Source organism: Kitasatospora sp. NPDC088742, from assembly GCF_055584905.1.
Genome location: NZ_JBVJLD010000002.1, coordinates 64,121 through 79,620 on the forward strand (window position 1 = coordinate 64,121; position 15,500 = coordinate 79,620).

General features: G+C 75.0%; 9 protein-coding genes. 3 read left to right on the plus strand and 6 right to left on the minus strand.

Annotation, left to right across the window (positions count from 1 at the left end):
* Nucleotides 1–42 precede the first annotated feature (42 nt).
* The 4 genes from ACZ6ZR_RS02590 to ACZ6ZR_RS02605 are packed head-to-tail and all read right to left on the minus strand — an operon-like array spanning nucleotide 43 to nucleotide 8,541.
* A complete protein-coding gene (locus ACZ6ZR_RS02590) occupies nucleotides 43–1,323 on the minus strand; it encodes a TIGR02679 family protein (protein ID WP_465638602.1) in 1,281 nt (426 codons plus the stop codon).
* Entirely contained in the window at nucleotides 1,320–5,606 is a 4,287-nt protein-coding gene (locus ACZ6ZR_RS02595) for a TIGR02680 family protein (protein ID WP_465638604.1), read from the minus strand. The genes ACZ6ZR_RS02590 and ACZ6ZR_RS02595 overlap by 4 nt, the downstream gene beginning before the upstream one ends.
* Nucleotides 5,603–6,946 carry a TIGR02678 family protein gene (locus ACZ6ZR_RS02600; protein ID WP_465638605.1) on the minus strand — a complete coding sequence of 448 codons (1,344 nt, stop codon included), beginning with the start codon at nucleotides 6,944–6,946 and terminating at the stop codon, nucleotides 5,603–5,605. The genes ACZ6ZR_RS02595 and ACZ6ZR_RS02600 overlap by 4 nt, the downstream gene beginning before the upstream one ends.
* Nucleotides 6,946–8,541: a TIGR02677 family protein gene (locus ACZ6ZR_RS02605; protein WP_465638607.1), complete on the minus strand. Its 1,596-nt coding sequence runs from the start codon at nucleotides 8,539–8,541 to the stop codon at nucleotides 6,946–6,948. The genes ACZ6ZR_RS02600 and ACZ6ZR_RS02605 overlap by 1 nt, the downstream gene beginning before the upstream one ends.
* A gap of 147 nt (nucleotides 8,542–8,688) precedes the next feature.
* On the opposite strand from ACZ6ZR_RS02605, the gene ACZ6ZR_RS02610 reads away from it, so the two are divergent.
* From ACZ6ZR_RS02610 to ACZ6ZR_RS02620, 3 genes are read left to right on the plus strand one after another with little or no spacing between them, the layout of a single operon-like run.
* Nucleotides 8,689–11,676, plus strand: coding sequence for a DEAD/DEAH box helicase (locus ACZ6ZR_RS02610; RefSeq protein WP_465638609.1), 2,988 nt, complete (start codon nucleotides 8,689–8,691; stop codon nucleotides 11,674–11,676).
* The gene (locus ACZ6ZR_RS02615) at nucleotides 11,673–12,986 is read left to right on the plus strand and encodes an SWIM zinc finger family protein (RefSeq protein ID WP_465638611.1); all 1,314 of its coding nucleotides are present in this window, start codon (nucleotides 11,673–11,675) and stop codon (nucleotides 12,984–12,986) included. The genes ACZ6ZR_RS02610 and ACZ6ZR_RS02615 overlap by 4 nt, the downstream gene beginning before the upstream one ends.
* Before the next feature lie 57 nt (nucleotides 12,987–13,043).
* Nucleotides 13,044–13,265, plus strand: coding sequence for a hypothetical protein (locus tag ACZ6ZR_RS02620; protein WP_465638613.1), 222 nt, complete (start codon nucleotides 13,044–13,046; stop codon nucleotides 13,263–13,265).
* A gap of 54 nt (nucleotides 13,266–13,319) precedes the next feature.
* On the opposite strand, the gene ACZ6ZR_RS02625 is transcribed toward ACZ6ZR_RS02620, so the two are convergent.
* Together ACZ6ZR_RS02625 and ACZ6ZR_RS02630 are read right to left on the minus strand one after the other, a co-directional pair.
* The gene (locus ACZ6ZR_RS02625; protein ID WP_465638615.1) at nucleotides 13,320–14,951 is read right to left on the minus strand and encodes an amidohydrolase; all 1,632 of its coding nucleotides are present in this window, start codon (nucleotides 14,949–14,951) and stop codon (nucleotides 13,320–13,322) included.
* Between the two features lie 32 nt (nucleotides 14,952–14,983).
* The gene (locus ACZ6ZR_RS02630) at nucleotides 14,984–15,427 is read right to left on the minus strand and encodes a RidA family protein (protein WP_465638617.1); all 444 of its coding nucleotides are present in this window, start codon (nucleotides 15,425–15,427) and stop codon (nucleotides 14,984–14,986) included.
* Between the last annotated feature and the right edge of the window lie 73 nt (nucleotides 15,428–15,500).

Consider the following 15,500-nt stretch of genomic DNA (forward strand, 5'->3'; position numbering starts at 1 on the left):
TGCTTCTACGGGCTCCGTGCAAGGGGCGGGTGACCTGGTGGATCAGGCCAGGTCGGCGATCAGCAGGTGGAGCGCGGACTCCTCGTGCAGGGCGGTGTCGAGGGCGGCCATGGCGGGTCTGAGGCCCGGGTCCCAGAGGGCGTCGACCGGTGTGCCCGTGAGGGGCAGGGGTGGGCTGCCCTGGGCGTGGGTGTGGGCGGCGAGGTGTTCGTAGTCGTCGGCCGTCATCCGCCAGGGGCGGGCGTGGTAGCGGTGGACGAGGCGGTTGGCGAGGGCGATGCCGGGCCAGTCGAAGTCGCCGTGGTAGGCGAAGTCGCGGCCGGCGGCGGACAGGGTGTCCAGGAGTTCGAGGACGACGGTGGCGGCGCTGCCCGAGGTGCAGATGAGGGTGGCGCGGCATTCGGAGGCGGCTGCCGCCTCGACGACCTGGGGGTTCTCGCAGATGTGTACCGGGGTGCGGGAGGGTGTGGAGAGGTCGAGGGAGCGGAGTTCGCGCAGGGTCAGGTGGGTCTCGGCGTGGTGGTCCGCGCGTTCGCGCAGTGCCCGCTCGCGCCAGCCGTGGCCGGCTGGGCGGAGGCCGTAGGTGAGGACGGTGCTTGACACTTCGTCAGGGGAGACGGCGGCGAGCCGCCAGAGGGCGCGCCGGCCTGCGGCGTCGGCGGGGAGTGGTGAACCGTGGGCGAGGGCGAGGCCGCGGAGGACGAGGCGGGAGAGCAGGGTGTCGTCGTCCAGGCCGTGGGCGGTACCGGTGACCAGGGTGGCGAGTTCGCCCCGGCCTCGGAGCGGCGGGGTGGATTCTGCGGCCGGGCGGAGCAAGCCGAGGAGCCGGATGGCCTGCTGGAGGAGGTCCTTGGCGGCTTCGGCCGGGAGGCGGCCGGCGGTGCCGGTGCGTCGGATGTCGGCCAGCCACTGGTGGGCCCAGTCCTCGTCCGCCAGGGGTGAGGTGGCGAGCGAGGCAGCCACCACAGCCCAGAGGTCGGTGCGGACGGACTGGGCGGCGGAGCGCGCCGCCTGCCGGTCGGTGAGCGGGCCGCCGAGCAGGCGGACCGTGTCCGCCAGGCCGCACCCGGCCGCGCCGGCGCGGAGGCGGGTGTCCAGGTCGGCCAACCGGATGGTGGTGGTGGGGCTGCCGATCCGGCGGCCGAGTAGGAGGGAGAGTGCTTCTCGTGACGGTGCGTCGAGGCCGGTGAGCCGGATGCTGCCGCCGATGTGCAGGCCGTTGCGCTCCAGGCGGGCCCGGACGGCGGTCCAGAGTCCGGCGAGTTCGGGTTGGGAGAGCCAGGTGATGGCCGAGGACGGCAGCTGGTGGTCAGGTCGGCTCATTCGGTCACCAGGCGGCGGTTGCGGCCGTTCCAGGCGTAGTGGAGGGTGGCGACGCCTCGGTGGCCGGGGTCGCGCAGGCATTCGTAGATGTGGAGTGACGGGACGTCAGGCCAGTTCCCCATCAGCCGTTCGCTGGTGAGGACGAAGTCCAGATCGAGGTCGACCAGGATCCGGCCGAGCCGGGCGTGGGTCGGTTCGTCGACCTTGGCGAAGGCGTCGTCGAGCAGGATGAGCCGGGGCACCTGCGGGGCGGTCTCCGCCAGGGTGGTGAAGTGGGCGGCGGCCGCGGCGAAGAGCACCAGGTAGGAGAGGACGCGCTGCTCTCCCTGGCTCAGGCCGGTACGGCCGGAGAACTTGCGCCGCCGTACGGCCGCCGCCTCGTTGACGACCCAGGGCTGGAAGGTGAACCAGGTCCGGTAGTCGAGCGCGCTCCGCAGGTGGGCGGCGTAGCCGGCTCCGGGGTCGGCCCGGCGGGCGTCCTCGATCCGCCGCTGGAGGACTTCCCGGAGCTGCTCGGACTGCTCACGGGTGCGCAGTCCGGACGGGCTGCGCAGCAGTTCCACCGCGGCGCGGACGTCGGCGTCCACCGTGTCGGCGAGCCGCCAGTCGAGTTCGACGCCGAGCCCGTGCGAGGTACGTACCGAGCGCAGGGTGTCGTTGAGTGCCGCCACCAGGGCGCCTGCGGACAGGACCTGACGGGACAGGTTGTCGCCGAGTTCGCCAGTGAGGAAGCGCTGGAAGACCTCGTGCTCGCGTTCGGTGAGCCGGGAGCGGGCCTCGGCTGCCTGGCCGGCGATCCGCTCGCCGACCAGGGCGACGTCGTGCTGGCCCAGGTCGTCGACCAGGTGGCAGACCATGATGCCGTCGAGTTCCTCCAGGGCCGCGTCGTAGCCGCCGGCCAGTTGGTCGCGCAGGTCGTTGAAGCGGTTGAGCAGGGTGGTGCCGGTGACGTCCCGGCGTTCGGCGTCGAGGGCTCCTCGGCAGACGTCCGTCAGGGTGTGCAGGGCCTTGAGCCGGGCTCGCACGTCACCGTGCGCGGGGTCGGCGGTGGTCGGTTCGACGGCGCTCAGTTCGGCGTGGGCCGCCAGGCCGGCGCCCCGCGCCACCTCCGGGGTGGCGAGCGCGGTGCGCAGGGCGCGGCCGGAGTCGATCACCTCGGTCTCCTGCGCGCGGAGCTCGTCGCGGCTGACCAGCTCGGCCTGTTCGGCGCGCACGCGCCGGTCGTGCAGGTCCGCCAAGGTCCGCTCGGCCTTGGGCAGTTCGACGGCCGCGGCGTCGAGGCGACGGCTGATCCGGTCCTCCCGGTCGAGGAGTTCGTGCTCCGAGGTGCCGACCGCCTCCTCCAGTGTGTGGAGGGCCCGCCGGGCGGAGGACAGTTCGCCGCGGTGCCGCCGGTAGTCGCTCTCCGCGTCGGCCAGGCGGGCGCGGGCCCGGTCGTAGCCGGTGATCTCCTCCCGGTGGGCGGCCGCCGTGGCGCCCGCTGCGCGCAGGTCGTCCCGGAGCCGGGCCAGGCCTGCGGTCAGGTCGCGCAGGGCGTCCCGGACGGCGTCGAGGGCATCGGGGTCGGTCGGCAGGGCGTGCGCGGTTGCCGCTGCCTCGGCCTGCCGGCGGGCCTCCGCGCTCGCGGCCCGCGCCTGGTTCGCGGCGCCCGCCGCCGTGGCGGTGGCCCGGGCGAGGGTGGACTCCGCCCGTCCGGCGGCGGTCAGGTGGGCCCAGGCGTCGGTGAGGCCCTGGGCCTTCGGGCGGCGCCGGAGGGCTGCGGTCAGCTCGGCGAGCCGATCGGTCAGCTTCCGCACCTGCACTTCCGCCAGGGCGAGTTGGCCCTGCGCGGCGTCGATCTGCTCGGCGAGTTCGGCGATCCGCCGGCGCCTCGTCGCGGCCCGGACCTCGGTGCCGAGGTACTCGGCCCGTGGTTTGGCGTAGGCGCCCTGTGCCACGCCGAGACGCCACCGGCCGTCCGCGCTGATCGCGCTGTGCCCGTCCGGGTCGAACGGCGTGCCGGGCGGTATCAGCGCGATGGCCCAGAGCAGCTCGGCGATCTGGCGCTCCGTCACCGCGGCGCCGGCTGTCGCGACGGGGCGCAGCACCGTCGCCACGGTGGGGCCGGCGACCGCGGACCGGCCGGGGGCGAGCACGGTGTCGCGGGTGAGCGGGTCGATGACCGTTCCTTCGGCCGTCACCCAGGCGTCGAGCAGCCCACCGGCTTCGAGCGCCGCTTCGAGACCCGCCTGGTCGGCCGCCGTCAGCCCGTCCACGAAGTCGACCAGGCGGTACAGGGGTGCGCCGGTGGCCGGCTGCCGGTCCGCGTCCCGGTAGCGGGAGGGCGGTGGCTCGGGGTCGGAGCGCCGCTCCCACTCGTCCTTCTCCCGCTCCAGGGAGGCGATGGCCGTGGAGAGTTCACGGACCTGGAGCCGGGCGCTGCCCCGGTCCTCCGCCAGCTGCTCGACCGGGCCGGCGAGGGCCTGGTCGGCCGCGATCTCCACGTCCTCCCGGGTCTCGGCCGGGAGCGCCCGTTCGGTGAAGGCGGTGTCGGCCGCGCCGTCCCGGGCCACCAGCGCGCGGACGGCCTCCAACGGCACCTCGGCCAGGCCCTCCAGCCGGCCCGCCCAGGCGGACACCTCGGCTGCGTACAAGTCGCTTGCCGCGAGCACCAGTTGACGTCGGCGCTCGGTCTCGGCGGCGGCCTCCTCGGTCCGTTCCTCCAGGCGCTCGCGCTCACGGTCCGCCTCGCGCGCGGCGTCGGCAGCCGTGCGGGCCCGGGTCAGCAGCCCGGCCAGCTCCCCGACCGTCCGCTGCCTGGCCCTCACCACCGGCTCCGCTGCGGCCAGTTGGCCGTCCCAGCCGTGCAGGGCCTCCGCCACGGCGGCCGGGTCGAAGGCCCGGACCCGCTCCCGGCGCAGCAGCAGGCTGTCACCGTCGGGGCCGGGGAGCTCCTCCTCGGCGGCGGCCGCCAGCACGGTGACCGGGGCTGCGGCCGGCTCCCCCAGATGGGCCCGGCCCGTCGCGGAACGGTCGGCCGCCTCCCCCAACTCCGCGTGTGCGGAGCCGAGTCGGCGCAGCGCGGTGCCCACCCGGTCGGCTCCGGCCGACACCGTGGCGCCGGCGGCGTCCGCCGCGCCGTGGGCGAGCTGCCATCCGGTGAAGGCCGACTCGGCCGCCGTCCGCAGCGCGGCCACCGTGCTCCGGCGCTCGCCGAGCTCCTGCAGGCTGCGGTAGCCGGTGCTCAGGCGCAGCGCGTCGAGTTCCGCCTTCGCGTCCTCCTGCTCCTGCCGCAGCCGGTCGCGGACCTCCGCCGCCGTCTCCTCACCGGCCGTCAGCTCGGCGACCAGCCTTCCGGCCTCCCCCGCCGCCTTGCGCCGGTCTCCGAGCCGCCCCAGCTCCTCGCCGACCCGGACGGCCCGGCGGCGCAGCACGCCGTGCAGGTAGCCCCGGTAGCCGCCGAGGAAGTGGCTCAGCGCGGCGTCGGTCTTCTCCAGCCGGCCGAGGTCCCCGCGGACGTTGTCGAGGTCGTCCAGGTTGCGGGCGACCCTTTCGATCACGTCCTCGTCCAGCCCGGGCAGCGTCTCGCTGAGGACGGCGACCAGCCCTCCCGACTCGATCCGGTCGCCGATGGTGGGGCGGCGGAGCCGGTGCAGCAGCTGGGTCAGGTTGCGGTAGCGGGCGCTGTCGGTGATGCCGAACAACTCCCGTGCCACCCGCGCCCGGTGGTCGGCCGCCCGCTCCTGCACCTGGTCGGTGCCCACGCTCGCGCGCAGCCGGTCCAGTGGCAGCGGCTGACCGGCCTCGGCCAGGTGCAGGTCGTGGCCGATCCGCCGGGTGGTGGTGAAGAAGTACGGCTTGGCGGTGTTGGCGGACTTCGACGCGCGGATGGCCGCGCCGAGGGTCAGGAACTGCCCACCGGCCTCACCGGCCTCGCCCGTCCCGCCGACCTCACCGTCCTCGCCGACCTCGCCGACCTCGCCGACCTCGTCGGCGCGGCGGAACTCCACCCACAGGTAGCCCAGCCGGTTGGTCTGTTCGAACCCGTCGAGCATCAGCCAGGCGAGGGTGGTGCGGCCCGTGCCGGTGGCGTCGAGGGCCCGGGTGTCGCCGTCCAGCAGGAAGGGCAGCAGCAGTTCGAGCGCCTTGGACTTGCCGGCCCCGTTCTTGCCGCGCAGCAGCAGCCGGCCGTCGCCGAACGCGAACTCCTGCTCGTCGTACTGCCAGACGTTACGGATGCCCGCCCGGTGCAGCCGGTACCGGCCACGGCCGAGGTGCTGGGCTCCGGCGGATTCGCGGCTCACGGTGTCGGATCTCCCAGCGGGCTGGTGTCGGGCTGCGGGCTGAAGGCGGACGGCCGGGCGGCCTTCCGGACGGTGACGGTGGTGGCGTAGCGGGCGGCCGCGGCGAGCAGCACCCAGCCGCCGCCCGGGTACCCCCGGGCCTCCCGCACATCGGTGACCTGCCGACCGGCCGGGGCCTCGGTCTCGTACCCGTCCGGCACGCCGAAGCCCTCCGCCCGCAGCGGGCCCGCCGGGGCGGCCAGCCGCATCCTGGCCAGCAGGTCGAGCACGTCAGCGCGCAGCGCCGCCGGGTCCTCGACGTAGCCGCGCTGCCAGTTGCCGCGCCGGCCGTACTCCTCGACCAGGTCGTGCAGGATCTCGTCCACCAGCCCGGGCGGGATCGGCACGCCGATCACCAGCCGGCCACCGGTGGCGGGGTGGCCGGCACCGTCGGGGCGCAGGTGCCGCACCAACCGCTCCACCAGCAGCAGCGCGGCCTGGGCGACCGTGCCGGTGCCGGGGAAGTGCAGGTCCGTCAACTCCTCGTCCGGGTCGACCAGGGCGATCCCCTCGGCGCGGATCTCCGCCTCCAGGCCGAGCAGTTCGGCGAAGGCCTGGGCCTCCCGGCGCTGGCGGGTACGCAGCCATTCGCGCTCGCCGGCGGTGAGCTCGTCCAGGTGGACCACCGGTGTCTCCACCAGCCTGCGCCGTACGTACGTCCGCGCCCCGCCGAAGCCCGGGTCGGCCGCGCGGCCGATCAGGTCGGCGCCGTCCCGGCTGCGGGCGAGCGGGCCCGCGACGATCGAGCGGGCGATCTCCCGGTCGACCGTCAGCAGCGCCTCCCCCTCGGACTCCTCGGTCACCGAGCCGACGCTTCCCTCGACCTCCGTCAGCACGCCCCACCCGACCAGCTGCCGGAACGCGGCCGCCAGCGTCCGCTTCTCCGCCTGGCGGCCGGTGTCGGCGAGTTCCAGCCCGGCGTCGACCGCCGCCGCTCGCACGTCCGCCACCAGCTGGGACAGCAGGACCTGCTCGGGCGCGGTCACCAGCGCCGAGAGGGCGAGCGCCAGACAGGCGTAGGTGCGCGGGGTGAACGGGGTGCCGGTGGACCGCACCAACCGGTGTCCGGCCCCCGGGCCCAGCCCCGCCTTGAACAGCCTGGCGAACCGGGCCTCCACCAGCAGCCGGTAGCCGAGCACCTGTTGGAACCGCGGCCCGAGCCAGTCGGCATGACGGCGGATCAGCAGGAAGGTCTCACCGTGCGGCCCGTCCGCGTGCACCAGCGGCTGGGCGAGCAGCAGCCTGGCCGCCGCCCGGCGCTCGGCGGCCAGCTCGACGTCGTGGGTGGAGGGCAGCACCATCAGACTCCGGCCCCCGCCGGCTCGGTGGCGGCGTACCGGCCGAGGGCCAGCTCCAGGTCGTCCACCAGCAGGTCGCCGTCCACCGAGTGCAGCACCGTGCCGGCGCCGGCGACCCGACGGGCCGTCAGCCTGAGGTCCAGCTCCGCGTCACCTGCCGAGACGCCCTCCAGCGTGAAGTCACCCCGGGTGGGCCGGCGCAGCTGGGCGTTCCCGAGCGCGGAGGCCAGCAGCTCCAGCAGCAGCGCCATCGCGGCGGAGGTCAGCCGGACCTGCGCGAAACGGCCCGAGGCGCTGCGCAGCTCGTCCGCCGCCTCCTGCCGGGCGCCCGCCAGCGCCCGCGCCCGGTCCAGCAGGCGCCGCTTCTGGGCGGAGTGGTCCTCGACCGCGGCGGCGCGACCGCGCTGGGCGCGGTCGCCGCGCTCCCGCAGGGTCACCGGCACGTCCACCACCGGGCCGCTCCACCAGCTGACGTGGGCGGACACCACCCCCTCCGGATCGGGTGCCACCCCCAGGTGGCGGGCGCCGTACAGGCCGAACGCGGCCACTGCCAGGTCGTGCGCGGTCTCCGGCTCGGCCGCGTCGAACCAGGCCGCGAGCCGGAGCAGGTCCCGGCGCCGGGACATCTCTCCCGAGGCCGAGCGCAGCATCCGCTTGGCATTGGCCAGCAGGGACTGGAGCGCCCGGAGCGTGGCACCCCGCAACTGGTCCACCTGGCTGCCCTGGCCGTCCAGGTCCTCGAACCAGCCGCGCAGACCCTCCCAGTCCGTCAACTCCCGCCCCCGGCTGCGCTGGACGCGGGTCCGGTCCGCCAGCGTGCCGAGGCCGACCGCGTGTTCGTCGATCCGCTTCAGCAGACCGGGCAGGTCGGGCCACAGCTCCGCGAGGCTCGACGCGATCCTCGGCGAGCGGAAGGACACGTCCTCGGTGATGGCCTCGACGTAGTCCAGCAGCAGTTCCTTGAAACCCTGGTACTCCCCGCCGTCCAGGTCGTAGCGGGACAGCACCTGCCCCAGGTAGGCGTAGAAGTCCCGTATCGAATCGGCGAATTCGGCGAACTGCACGAACAGCGTGCTGATCTTCTCCAGCGCCTCCTGCGGGTCCGCGCCACCGGGCCGGGCCACCGCCGACAGCAGCTCGCGCAGACCGCGGTCCACCAGCGCGAGCAGTTCGCTGCTCACCTCACGGGCCGCGTCCGCCCCCGCCAGCACCTCGTCCGCGTCCCGCTGCACCCGCTCGCCGAGCTTCGAGAGCTGGTACCGCGCCCGCGACCGCTGGTACTCGGCGATGCTGGCCGCCTTGACGGTGTGCGTGCTGCGCAGCAGGTTGCCCCACTTCACCAGCTGCTCCAGCCGGGCGGTCACCGTCTCGGCGTCGGCCCGGCCTGACCAGGCCTCGCTCTCCGCCAGCTTCGCCAGGATGTCCGGCACCGCCAGATCCGCCAGCAGGGTCGAGCAGAACACCCGCATGAGCGCGACGTACTCCAGCCGCTCGGGTGCGCTCAGGTAGGAGTACGCGGTGAGCCGCTGCCAGAGCTGCTCCTCCGTCAGCGGCTCGCCACCCATCTCGCTCGCCGTCTGCCCGGCCTGCTGCTCCATGCCCGCGAGGATAACCGCAGGCAGGGACGGTACGGGCCCGATCCAACGATTCTCCGACGGGCCGCCACTGCCGGGCACCTCGGTCCCCTATGCTCCGGGACAGACCGGTTCGGATCGTTGGGGAGTGGCAAGCGCATCGTGGCAACCGTGCACCACCTCACCGAGACGCCCCGTACTCCGGCCCCCTTGACCCCGGCCGAGTTCTCCGCGCTCGGCACCTGCGCCGCCGTGTTCCGGCCAGCCGATCCGCCCCGGCTCGGGCAGGTGGCGTTCTGGCGCCCCGACGGGACCGCCCCACCCGGCCGGGGAGACGTCACCCAACTCGTCGTCGCCCGCCCGCACGGTGCTTCGGCGCGCCGCCGCACCGTACCGGCCACCATCCTGACCGTCGCTCAGGCACTGCCCGTCCTCACCCGGGCCCGTACCGCTCCCGGGGCCGGCCCGGCCGCCGCCTTCTGGGGGGCAGCCGGTCTGCTCGCCCTTCAACTGATCGCACGGGGGCGGCTGTTGCCCGGCGTCAGCCCGGGCGGCACGGACGCCTGGCGAGTCGGCCCGCTGGACCAGGACGACCTCCGGCGGGTCCGCGAGCTCGCCGCCGCCATGCCACCGGAAGCCCGCGCCGTGCCGTTCCCGGAGCGCACTCCCCTGCGACTGCCCGAGGCCGAGCCGCTGCTGCGCGCCTTCCTGGACGCGGTCGCCGACGGGATGCCCCGCACCCCGGCCGCCCATCTCGCGGCCGGCGGCCCGGCGTGGGCCTCCCCCGCACCCCAGCAGGCGGGCGCGCACCGGGGGTGGGCAGCCGAGACCGCCGCCGGGCTGGACGCCGGGGTACGGGTGTCGCTGCGTCTGGAACTGCCCGGGGCGGCAGGCCTCGTGGCCGGGGATCCCGACGAGTCCGATGACCGGTACGACGGGTGGGAGGACGGGTGGGAGGACGGCAGTTGGGAGGATGACAGTGCGCACCTGCCCTTCCGCGCGGTCGTCCAGCTGCACAGCCTCGGTGACGCGACCCTGGTCACCGACGCCGCCGACCTGTGGGCGGGCCGCGCGGCCGCCGGTGACGCCTTCGGCCCCCGCACCAGGGTCGACACGCTGCTGACGCTGCGTCGGGCCGCCCGGGTGTGGCCGCCGCTGGCCCGGCTGCTGACGGCAGCCGCCCCGGCCGAGCTGGAGCTGTCCGACGAGGAGGTCCGGGAACTGCTCGGCGACGCCGCAGTGCGCCTGGCGGCGGCCGGGCTCCAGCTCCACTGGCCCAAGGAACTGGCGCGCGAGCTCACCGCCCGTGCGGTGGTCGAGCCGTCGGAGCAGGCCGGCTCCGATCTTCCCTCCCTGCTCTCCGCCGAGAAGCTGCTCGCCTTCCGCTGGCAACTCACGGTCGGCGGAAGGGAATTGACCAAGGCTGAGCTGGACCGCCTCGCCGAGGCGCAGCGTCCGATGGTCCGGCTGCGCGACCAGTGGGTGCTGCTCGACCCGGAGACGGTGCGGCGCGCCCGCGAGCGCGAGGAGAGGCGCCTCACCCCGCTGGACGCTCTCTCCGCCGCCCTCACCGGCAGCGCCGAGGTCGACGGGGAGCTGGTCGAGGTCCGCTCCTCGGGGTGGCTCGCCGAGCTGCGCGAGCGCCTCGCCGACCCCGAGGCGACCGCCCGCCGCGAACCCCTGCCGCAGCCCGCCGCGCTCCAGGCCACCCTGCGCGACTACCAGGTGCGCGGCCTCGGCTGGCTGCACCGGATGACCTCACTCGGCCTCGGCGGGTGCCTCGCCGACGACATGGGCCTCGGCAAGACCATCACCCTGATCGCCCTGCACCTGCACCGCCAGGCCGATCCCGCCACCGCCGGCCCAACCCTGGTGGTCTGCCCGACCTCCCTGCTCGGCAACTGGCAGCGGGAGATCGAGCGGTTCGCTCCCGGCACCGCCGTCCGCCGCTTCCACGGCACCGCCCGCGAGCTGAACGGCCTGGCCGCAGGCGAGTTCGTGCTCACCACGTACGGCACCATGCGCCGGGACGCCGCCCGGCTCGACGCCGCCGGGCCCTGGGGACTGCTGGTGGCCGACGAGGCCCAGCACGTCAAGAACCCGTTCTCCGCCACCGCCAAGGCGCTGCGCACCCTCACCTCCCGGGCTCGGGTCGCCCTCACCGGCACGCCCGTCGAGAACAACCTCTCCGAGCTGTGGGCACTGCTCGACTGGACCACCCCGGGGCTGCTCGGCCCGCTCAGGACCTTCCGGGACCGCTACGCCCGGAGCGTGGAACGCGGCGACGACCCCGGGGCCGCCGAGCGCCTCGGCACCCTCCTCCGCCCCTTCCTGCTGCGCCGCAGGAAGTCGGATCCGGGCATCGCCCCGGAGCTCCCGCCCAAGACCGAGACCGACCGCGTCGTCGCCCTGACGAAGGAACAGATCGCGCTCTACGAAGCCGTGGTGCGCGAAACCATGGCCGAGATCCGTGGCAGCACGGGCATCGCGCGGCGCGGACTGGTCGTCAAGCTGCTCACCGGGCTCAAGCAGATCTGCAACCACCCGGCGCAGTACCTGAAGGAGGACGGGTCGAGCCGGGTCGCCGAGCGGTCCGGCAAGATCGGTCTGCTGGACGAGCTCCTCGACACCATCCTCGCCGAGGGCGACGCCGTGCTGGTCTTCACCCAGTACGTCGCCATGGCCAGGATCATCGAAGGCCACCTGGCGCAGCGCGGCATCCCGGCGCTGTTCCTGCACGGCGGCACCACGGTCAAGCGGCGCGAGGAGATGGTGCGGCGCTTCCAGGGCGGCGAAGTCCCGGTCTTCCTGCTGTCGTTGAAGGCCGCCGGCACCGGCCTCAACCTCACCCGGGCCGCCCACGTCATCCACTACGACCGCTGGTGGAACCCGGCCGTCGAGGACCAGGCCACCGACCGTGCCTACCGGATCGGCCAGACCCAGCCGGTCCAGGTCCACCGCATGATCGCGGAGGGCACCGTGGAGGACCGCATCGCCGAGCTGCTGAAACGCAAGAAGGACCTCGCCGAGGCCGTCCTGGGCGGCGGCGAGGCCGCGTTGACCGAACTGACGGATGCGGAGCTGGCCGAGCTGGTGGAGCTGCGGACGGCCGGTGGTCGCGTGCGCACGGCCCGCCCCCGCAAGGCGGCCCTCGCGTGAGCGCCCGCCGCACCGCTCGGAAGGCCGACGCCGAGCGCAGTCGGACGTTCCCCCCGCTGCCGCCCGCCCGGGGCCGCCGCTCGTTCGCCGAGTCCTGGTGGGGCAACGCCTGGGTCGAGGCGCTGGAGGGGAAGCAGCGCTCCGCCACCGGCCGCCTGGCCCGCGGCCGTACCTACGCCAGGAGCGGCAACGTCGGCGAGATCACCGTGACCCCCGGCCGGGTCGCCGCCCGGGTCCAGGGCAGCCGTCGTACTCCGTACCGGACGTCGATGGACATCCCGGTGCTGAGCGAGCGCGACTGGGAACTGCTGCTGGACGCCGCCGCCGGGCAGGCCGGGCACATCGCGGCCCTGCTCGACCGTGACATGCCCGCCGAACTGGTCGAGGACGCCGCACGGGCGGGGGTACGGCTGCTTCCCCGGCAGGGCGAGCTCACCCCGGCCTGCTCCTGCCCCGACTGGGGCCACCCCTGCAAGCACGCGGCCGCCGTCTACTACCAGGTCGCCCGGCTGCTCGACCAGGACCCCTTCGTCCTGCTGCTGCTCCGGGGCCGCGGCGAGCAGGAGCTCATGGACGAGCTGCAGCGACGCAACGCCGCACAGGCAGCCCTGGAGTCCGCCGGCACCCATGACGTACCGTCAGCCGCCGGATCGGTCCCCGCCAAGGACGTCTTCGCCGCGGCGAGGGCCGGGCTCCCGCCGATTCCCGGCCCACCGCCCGCCGTCGACCGCCCCGGGCCCACGGCGGTACTCGCCGACGCGGCCGGCCCCGGTGCCGAGATCGACCCGGCCGCGCTGGAGTTCCTCGCCGCCGATGCCGCAGGCCGCGCCGCACGGCTGCTGGCCGAGGCGCTCTCGCCCACCCATCCCGACGCGGCACCCGCCGACCCCTTGGACATCGACCAGGACGTCGTCCGCCTCGCCGCGGCCGAGGGCCCGCCCGCCGTCCTCGCGCGCCTGGCGGACGCGGCCGGGCTCGGCCCCACCGACCTTGCACGCGCTGTCCGCGCATGGCACCACTGCGGCCCCGAGGGCCTTCGGATCCTGAACGAGTCGTGGGACCCGGAGCCGTACGAACTCGCCGCCGCCCGCGACGCGGTCGGACAGGCCTGGGAGGGAGGGCGCGCCCCCGTCCTGCGGGCCACCCGCAACCGACTCACCGTCACCGGCAGCGCCGCACAGCTGCGCCTGGGCTCCGACCGGCTCTGGTACCCCTACCGCAAGGAGTCCGGCACCTGGTGGCCCGCCGGCCCCGCCGACCGCGACCCGGCGGCGGCCCTCGCCGCAGCCCTGGACCCGGAGCCGTCCTGAACCACCGCGACGGGGCGGGATTGGGAGGTACGGCGGTCCCGGGTGAGAATGTGGTCCATGAACGAGAACACCCCCACCGCGCCCACCTCGGCCATCGAGAGGCGCGCCCAGCTCCTTCAGGCGATGCGGGACGGCGGCGGCTCCTGGGACTGGGTGCGCGCCCGCACGACCTACGTGGTCGAGCCCGACCCGCGCACCGTACGGCGGGACCTGGAGCAGCTGCGCAAGGCGGGCTCGGTCTACCGTGACCGCGAGACGGGCACGTACCAGGCCGGCTAGGACGCCGACGACAGCTCACCGGACCCCGGCGGAAGCCGGGGTCCTTCTGTTTCTTCAGCCACCCCCGTGCACGAGGTGGCCGCCGAGCAGGGTGTGGGTGGGGAGCAGGCCGTCGAGGGTCCGGGCGGGGGTGGTCGTCGGGTCGTCGGGCCAGACGGTGAGGTCGGCGAGGCGGCCGGGGGTGAGCCGGCCGCGCAGGTGGGTCTCGCCGGTGAGGCGGGCGGCGGCTGTGGTGTGGAGGGCGACGGCCTCCGTGCGGTCGATGGCGTGCTCGGGGCCGAGGATGCCGGCGACGGTGGTGCGGGTGGTCAGGCCGTGGAGGGAGTGGGCGGCGCCGTACGCGCCGACGGGGTAGTCCGAGCCGGCCGAGACGTCGGCTCCCGCGTCGAGCCAGGCGCGGGCGGGGAAGAGGGCGGCTACCCGGTCCTTGCCCCAGTACTCGGACTGGATGGCGGCGACGTCGTGGAGCAGGGGCTGCTGGATGGTCACCGGGACGCCCAGGCGGACGGCCCGCTCGCGCTGCTGACGGTCCGCCAGGCCGCCGTGTTCCATCACCAGGGTGCCGTACGGGAGGCCGGGGAGGCGGCGTTGGACCCGCTCGTACAGGTCGAGGAGGGTGCGGACGCCGCGGTCACCGTAGGCGTGGATGCCGACCCGCAGGCCGCGCCGCGCCACCAGCTCCACGGCGGCTTCCAACTCCGGTGGATCCCAGGCGAGTTGTCCGGTGTAGCCGGGGGTCGGGCAGTGCGCCGGGCAGTACGGGGCCTCCAGCGCGGCGGATTCGATCCCGCCGTCCATCCAGAACTTCACGCCCCACACGCGGAGCCAGGGGTCGTCGGCCTGCCGCGAGTCCTCCGTCGAGTCGAGGAGGTCTTCGACCTGCCGCACCGAGGTGAAGCCGAGGGTGCCGAGCAACACCCGGACCCGGCAGCCGAGTTGGCCGGAGTCGCGGAGCTGCCGGAGGGCGGCCAGGTCGGCCGGGGTGGAGTTGGTGTCGCGGACGGTGCCGATGCCGGTGGCGGCGTAGGAGTGGGTGGCCAGGCGCAGGCCGTCCAGCTTGGCCGCCGGGTCGGGCGCCGGGAGGTGGGGCCGGATCAGGGCCAGGCCGCCGCGCAGGTGGCCGGTGGGGCGGCCGGCCGGGTCGCGGGCGATGGCGCCGCCGACCGGGTCGGGGGTGGCGGCGTCGATGCCGCACCGGCGCAGCGCGGGGCCGTTGAGGACCTGGTTGTGCACCCCGCGCAGGACCAGCGCCGGGTGCCGGTCGGTGGCCCGGTCGAGTTCGGCGGCGGTCGGGAAGCGGCGTTCGGCGAGGTTGAGCTCCTGCCAGTGCCCGGCGGTGCGGATCCACTCGCCGGGCGGTGTCCGGTCGGCCCGCGCGCGGATCAGGTCGAGGAACTCGGGGATCGAGCGGGCGCCGTCCACGGCCACGTCGAAGGCGCTGTCGGCGGCGGCGATCAGGTGGGTGTGGGTGTCGTCGAAGGCCGGGAGCACGGTGGAGCCGGGCAGGTCGAGCACCCGGGTGTCCGGGCCGAGGAGGTGGTCCAGCCCGTCCGGGGACGCGGAGACCGCGAACACCCGGTCGCCGCGCACGGCCAGCGCCCGCTGCGGCTCCTGGCCGGGGACCAGGGTGTGGATGCGGCCGGCCCGGAGCAGCAGGCCTGCGGGAGCTGGGGTGAACGAGGGCACTGCGGCCTCCGAGCGCTCGGTCCGATGGTGCGTCAGGAGGCCTCGGGCCGGGCGGGCCGGACGAGCCGCTCGTCCGGGATGACCGCGACGCCGAGGATCTCGATCAGGGCCTCGGGCTGCCAGAGCCCCGTGGTGCCGATGCCGGCCATCGCGGGGTAGACCGGCCCGGCCAGTTCGCGCCAGACCTCGCCGATCTCGCGGCCGTGCGCCTGGTAGTCGGGGATGTCGGTCAGGTGGATCGTCACGCTCACCAGGTCCTGCGGGATGCCGCCCGCCGCGGCCAGGGTGGTGAGGAGGTTGCCGAAGGCCTGGCGGAACTGTTCGACGATGCCGCCCGGCACGATCTTCATGTCCCGGTCGAGGGCGGTCTGGCCGCCCAGGTGGAGCGTGTTGCCGCTGAGCGTGCCGTGCGAGTAGCCGCTGGGCTTCGGGAGGGACGGGGGGTTCACCGGACGGGGCGTCAGATCGGTTGCCATGGCGAGCTCCTGCGTGACGGGAACTTGGGCGCCGTCACCGTAGCATCTATTGACAGTCGCGTGACGGTCGCAG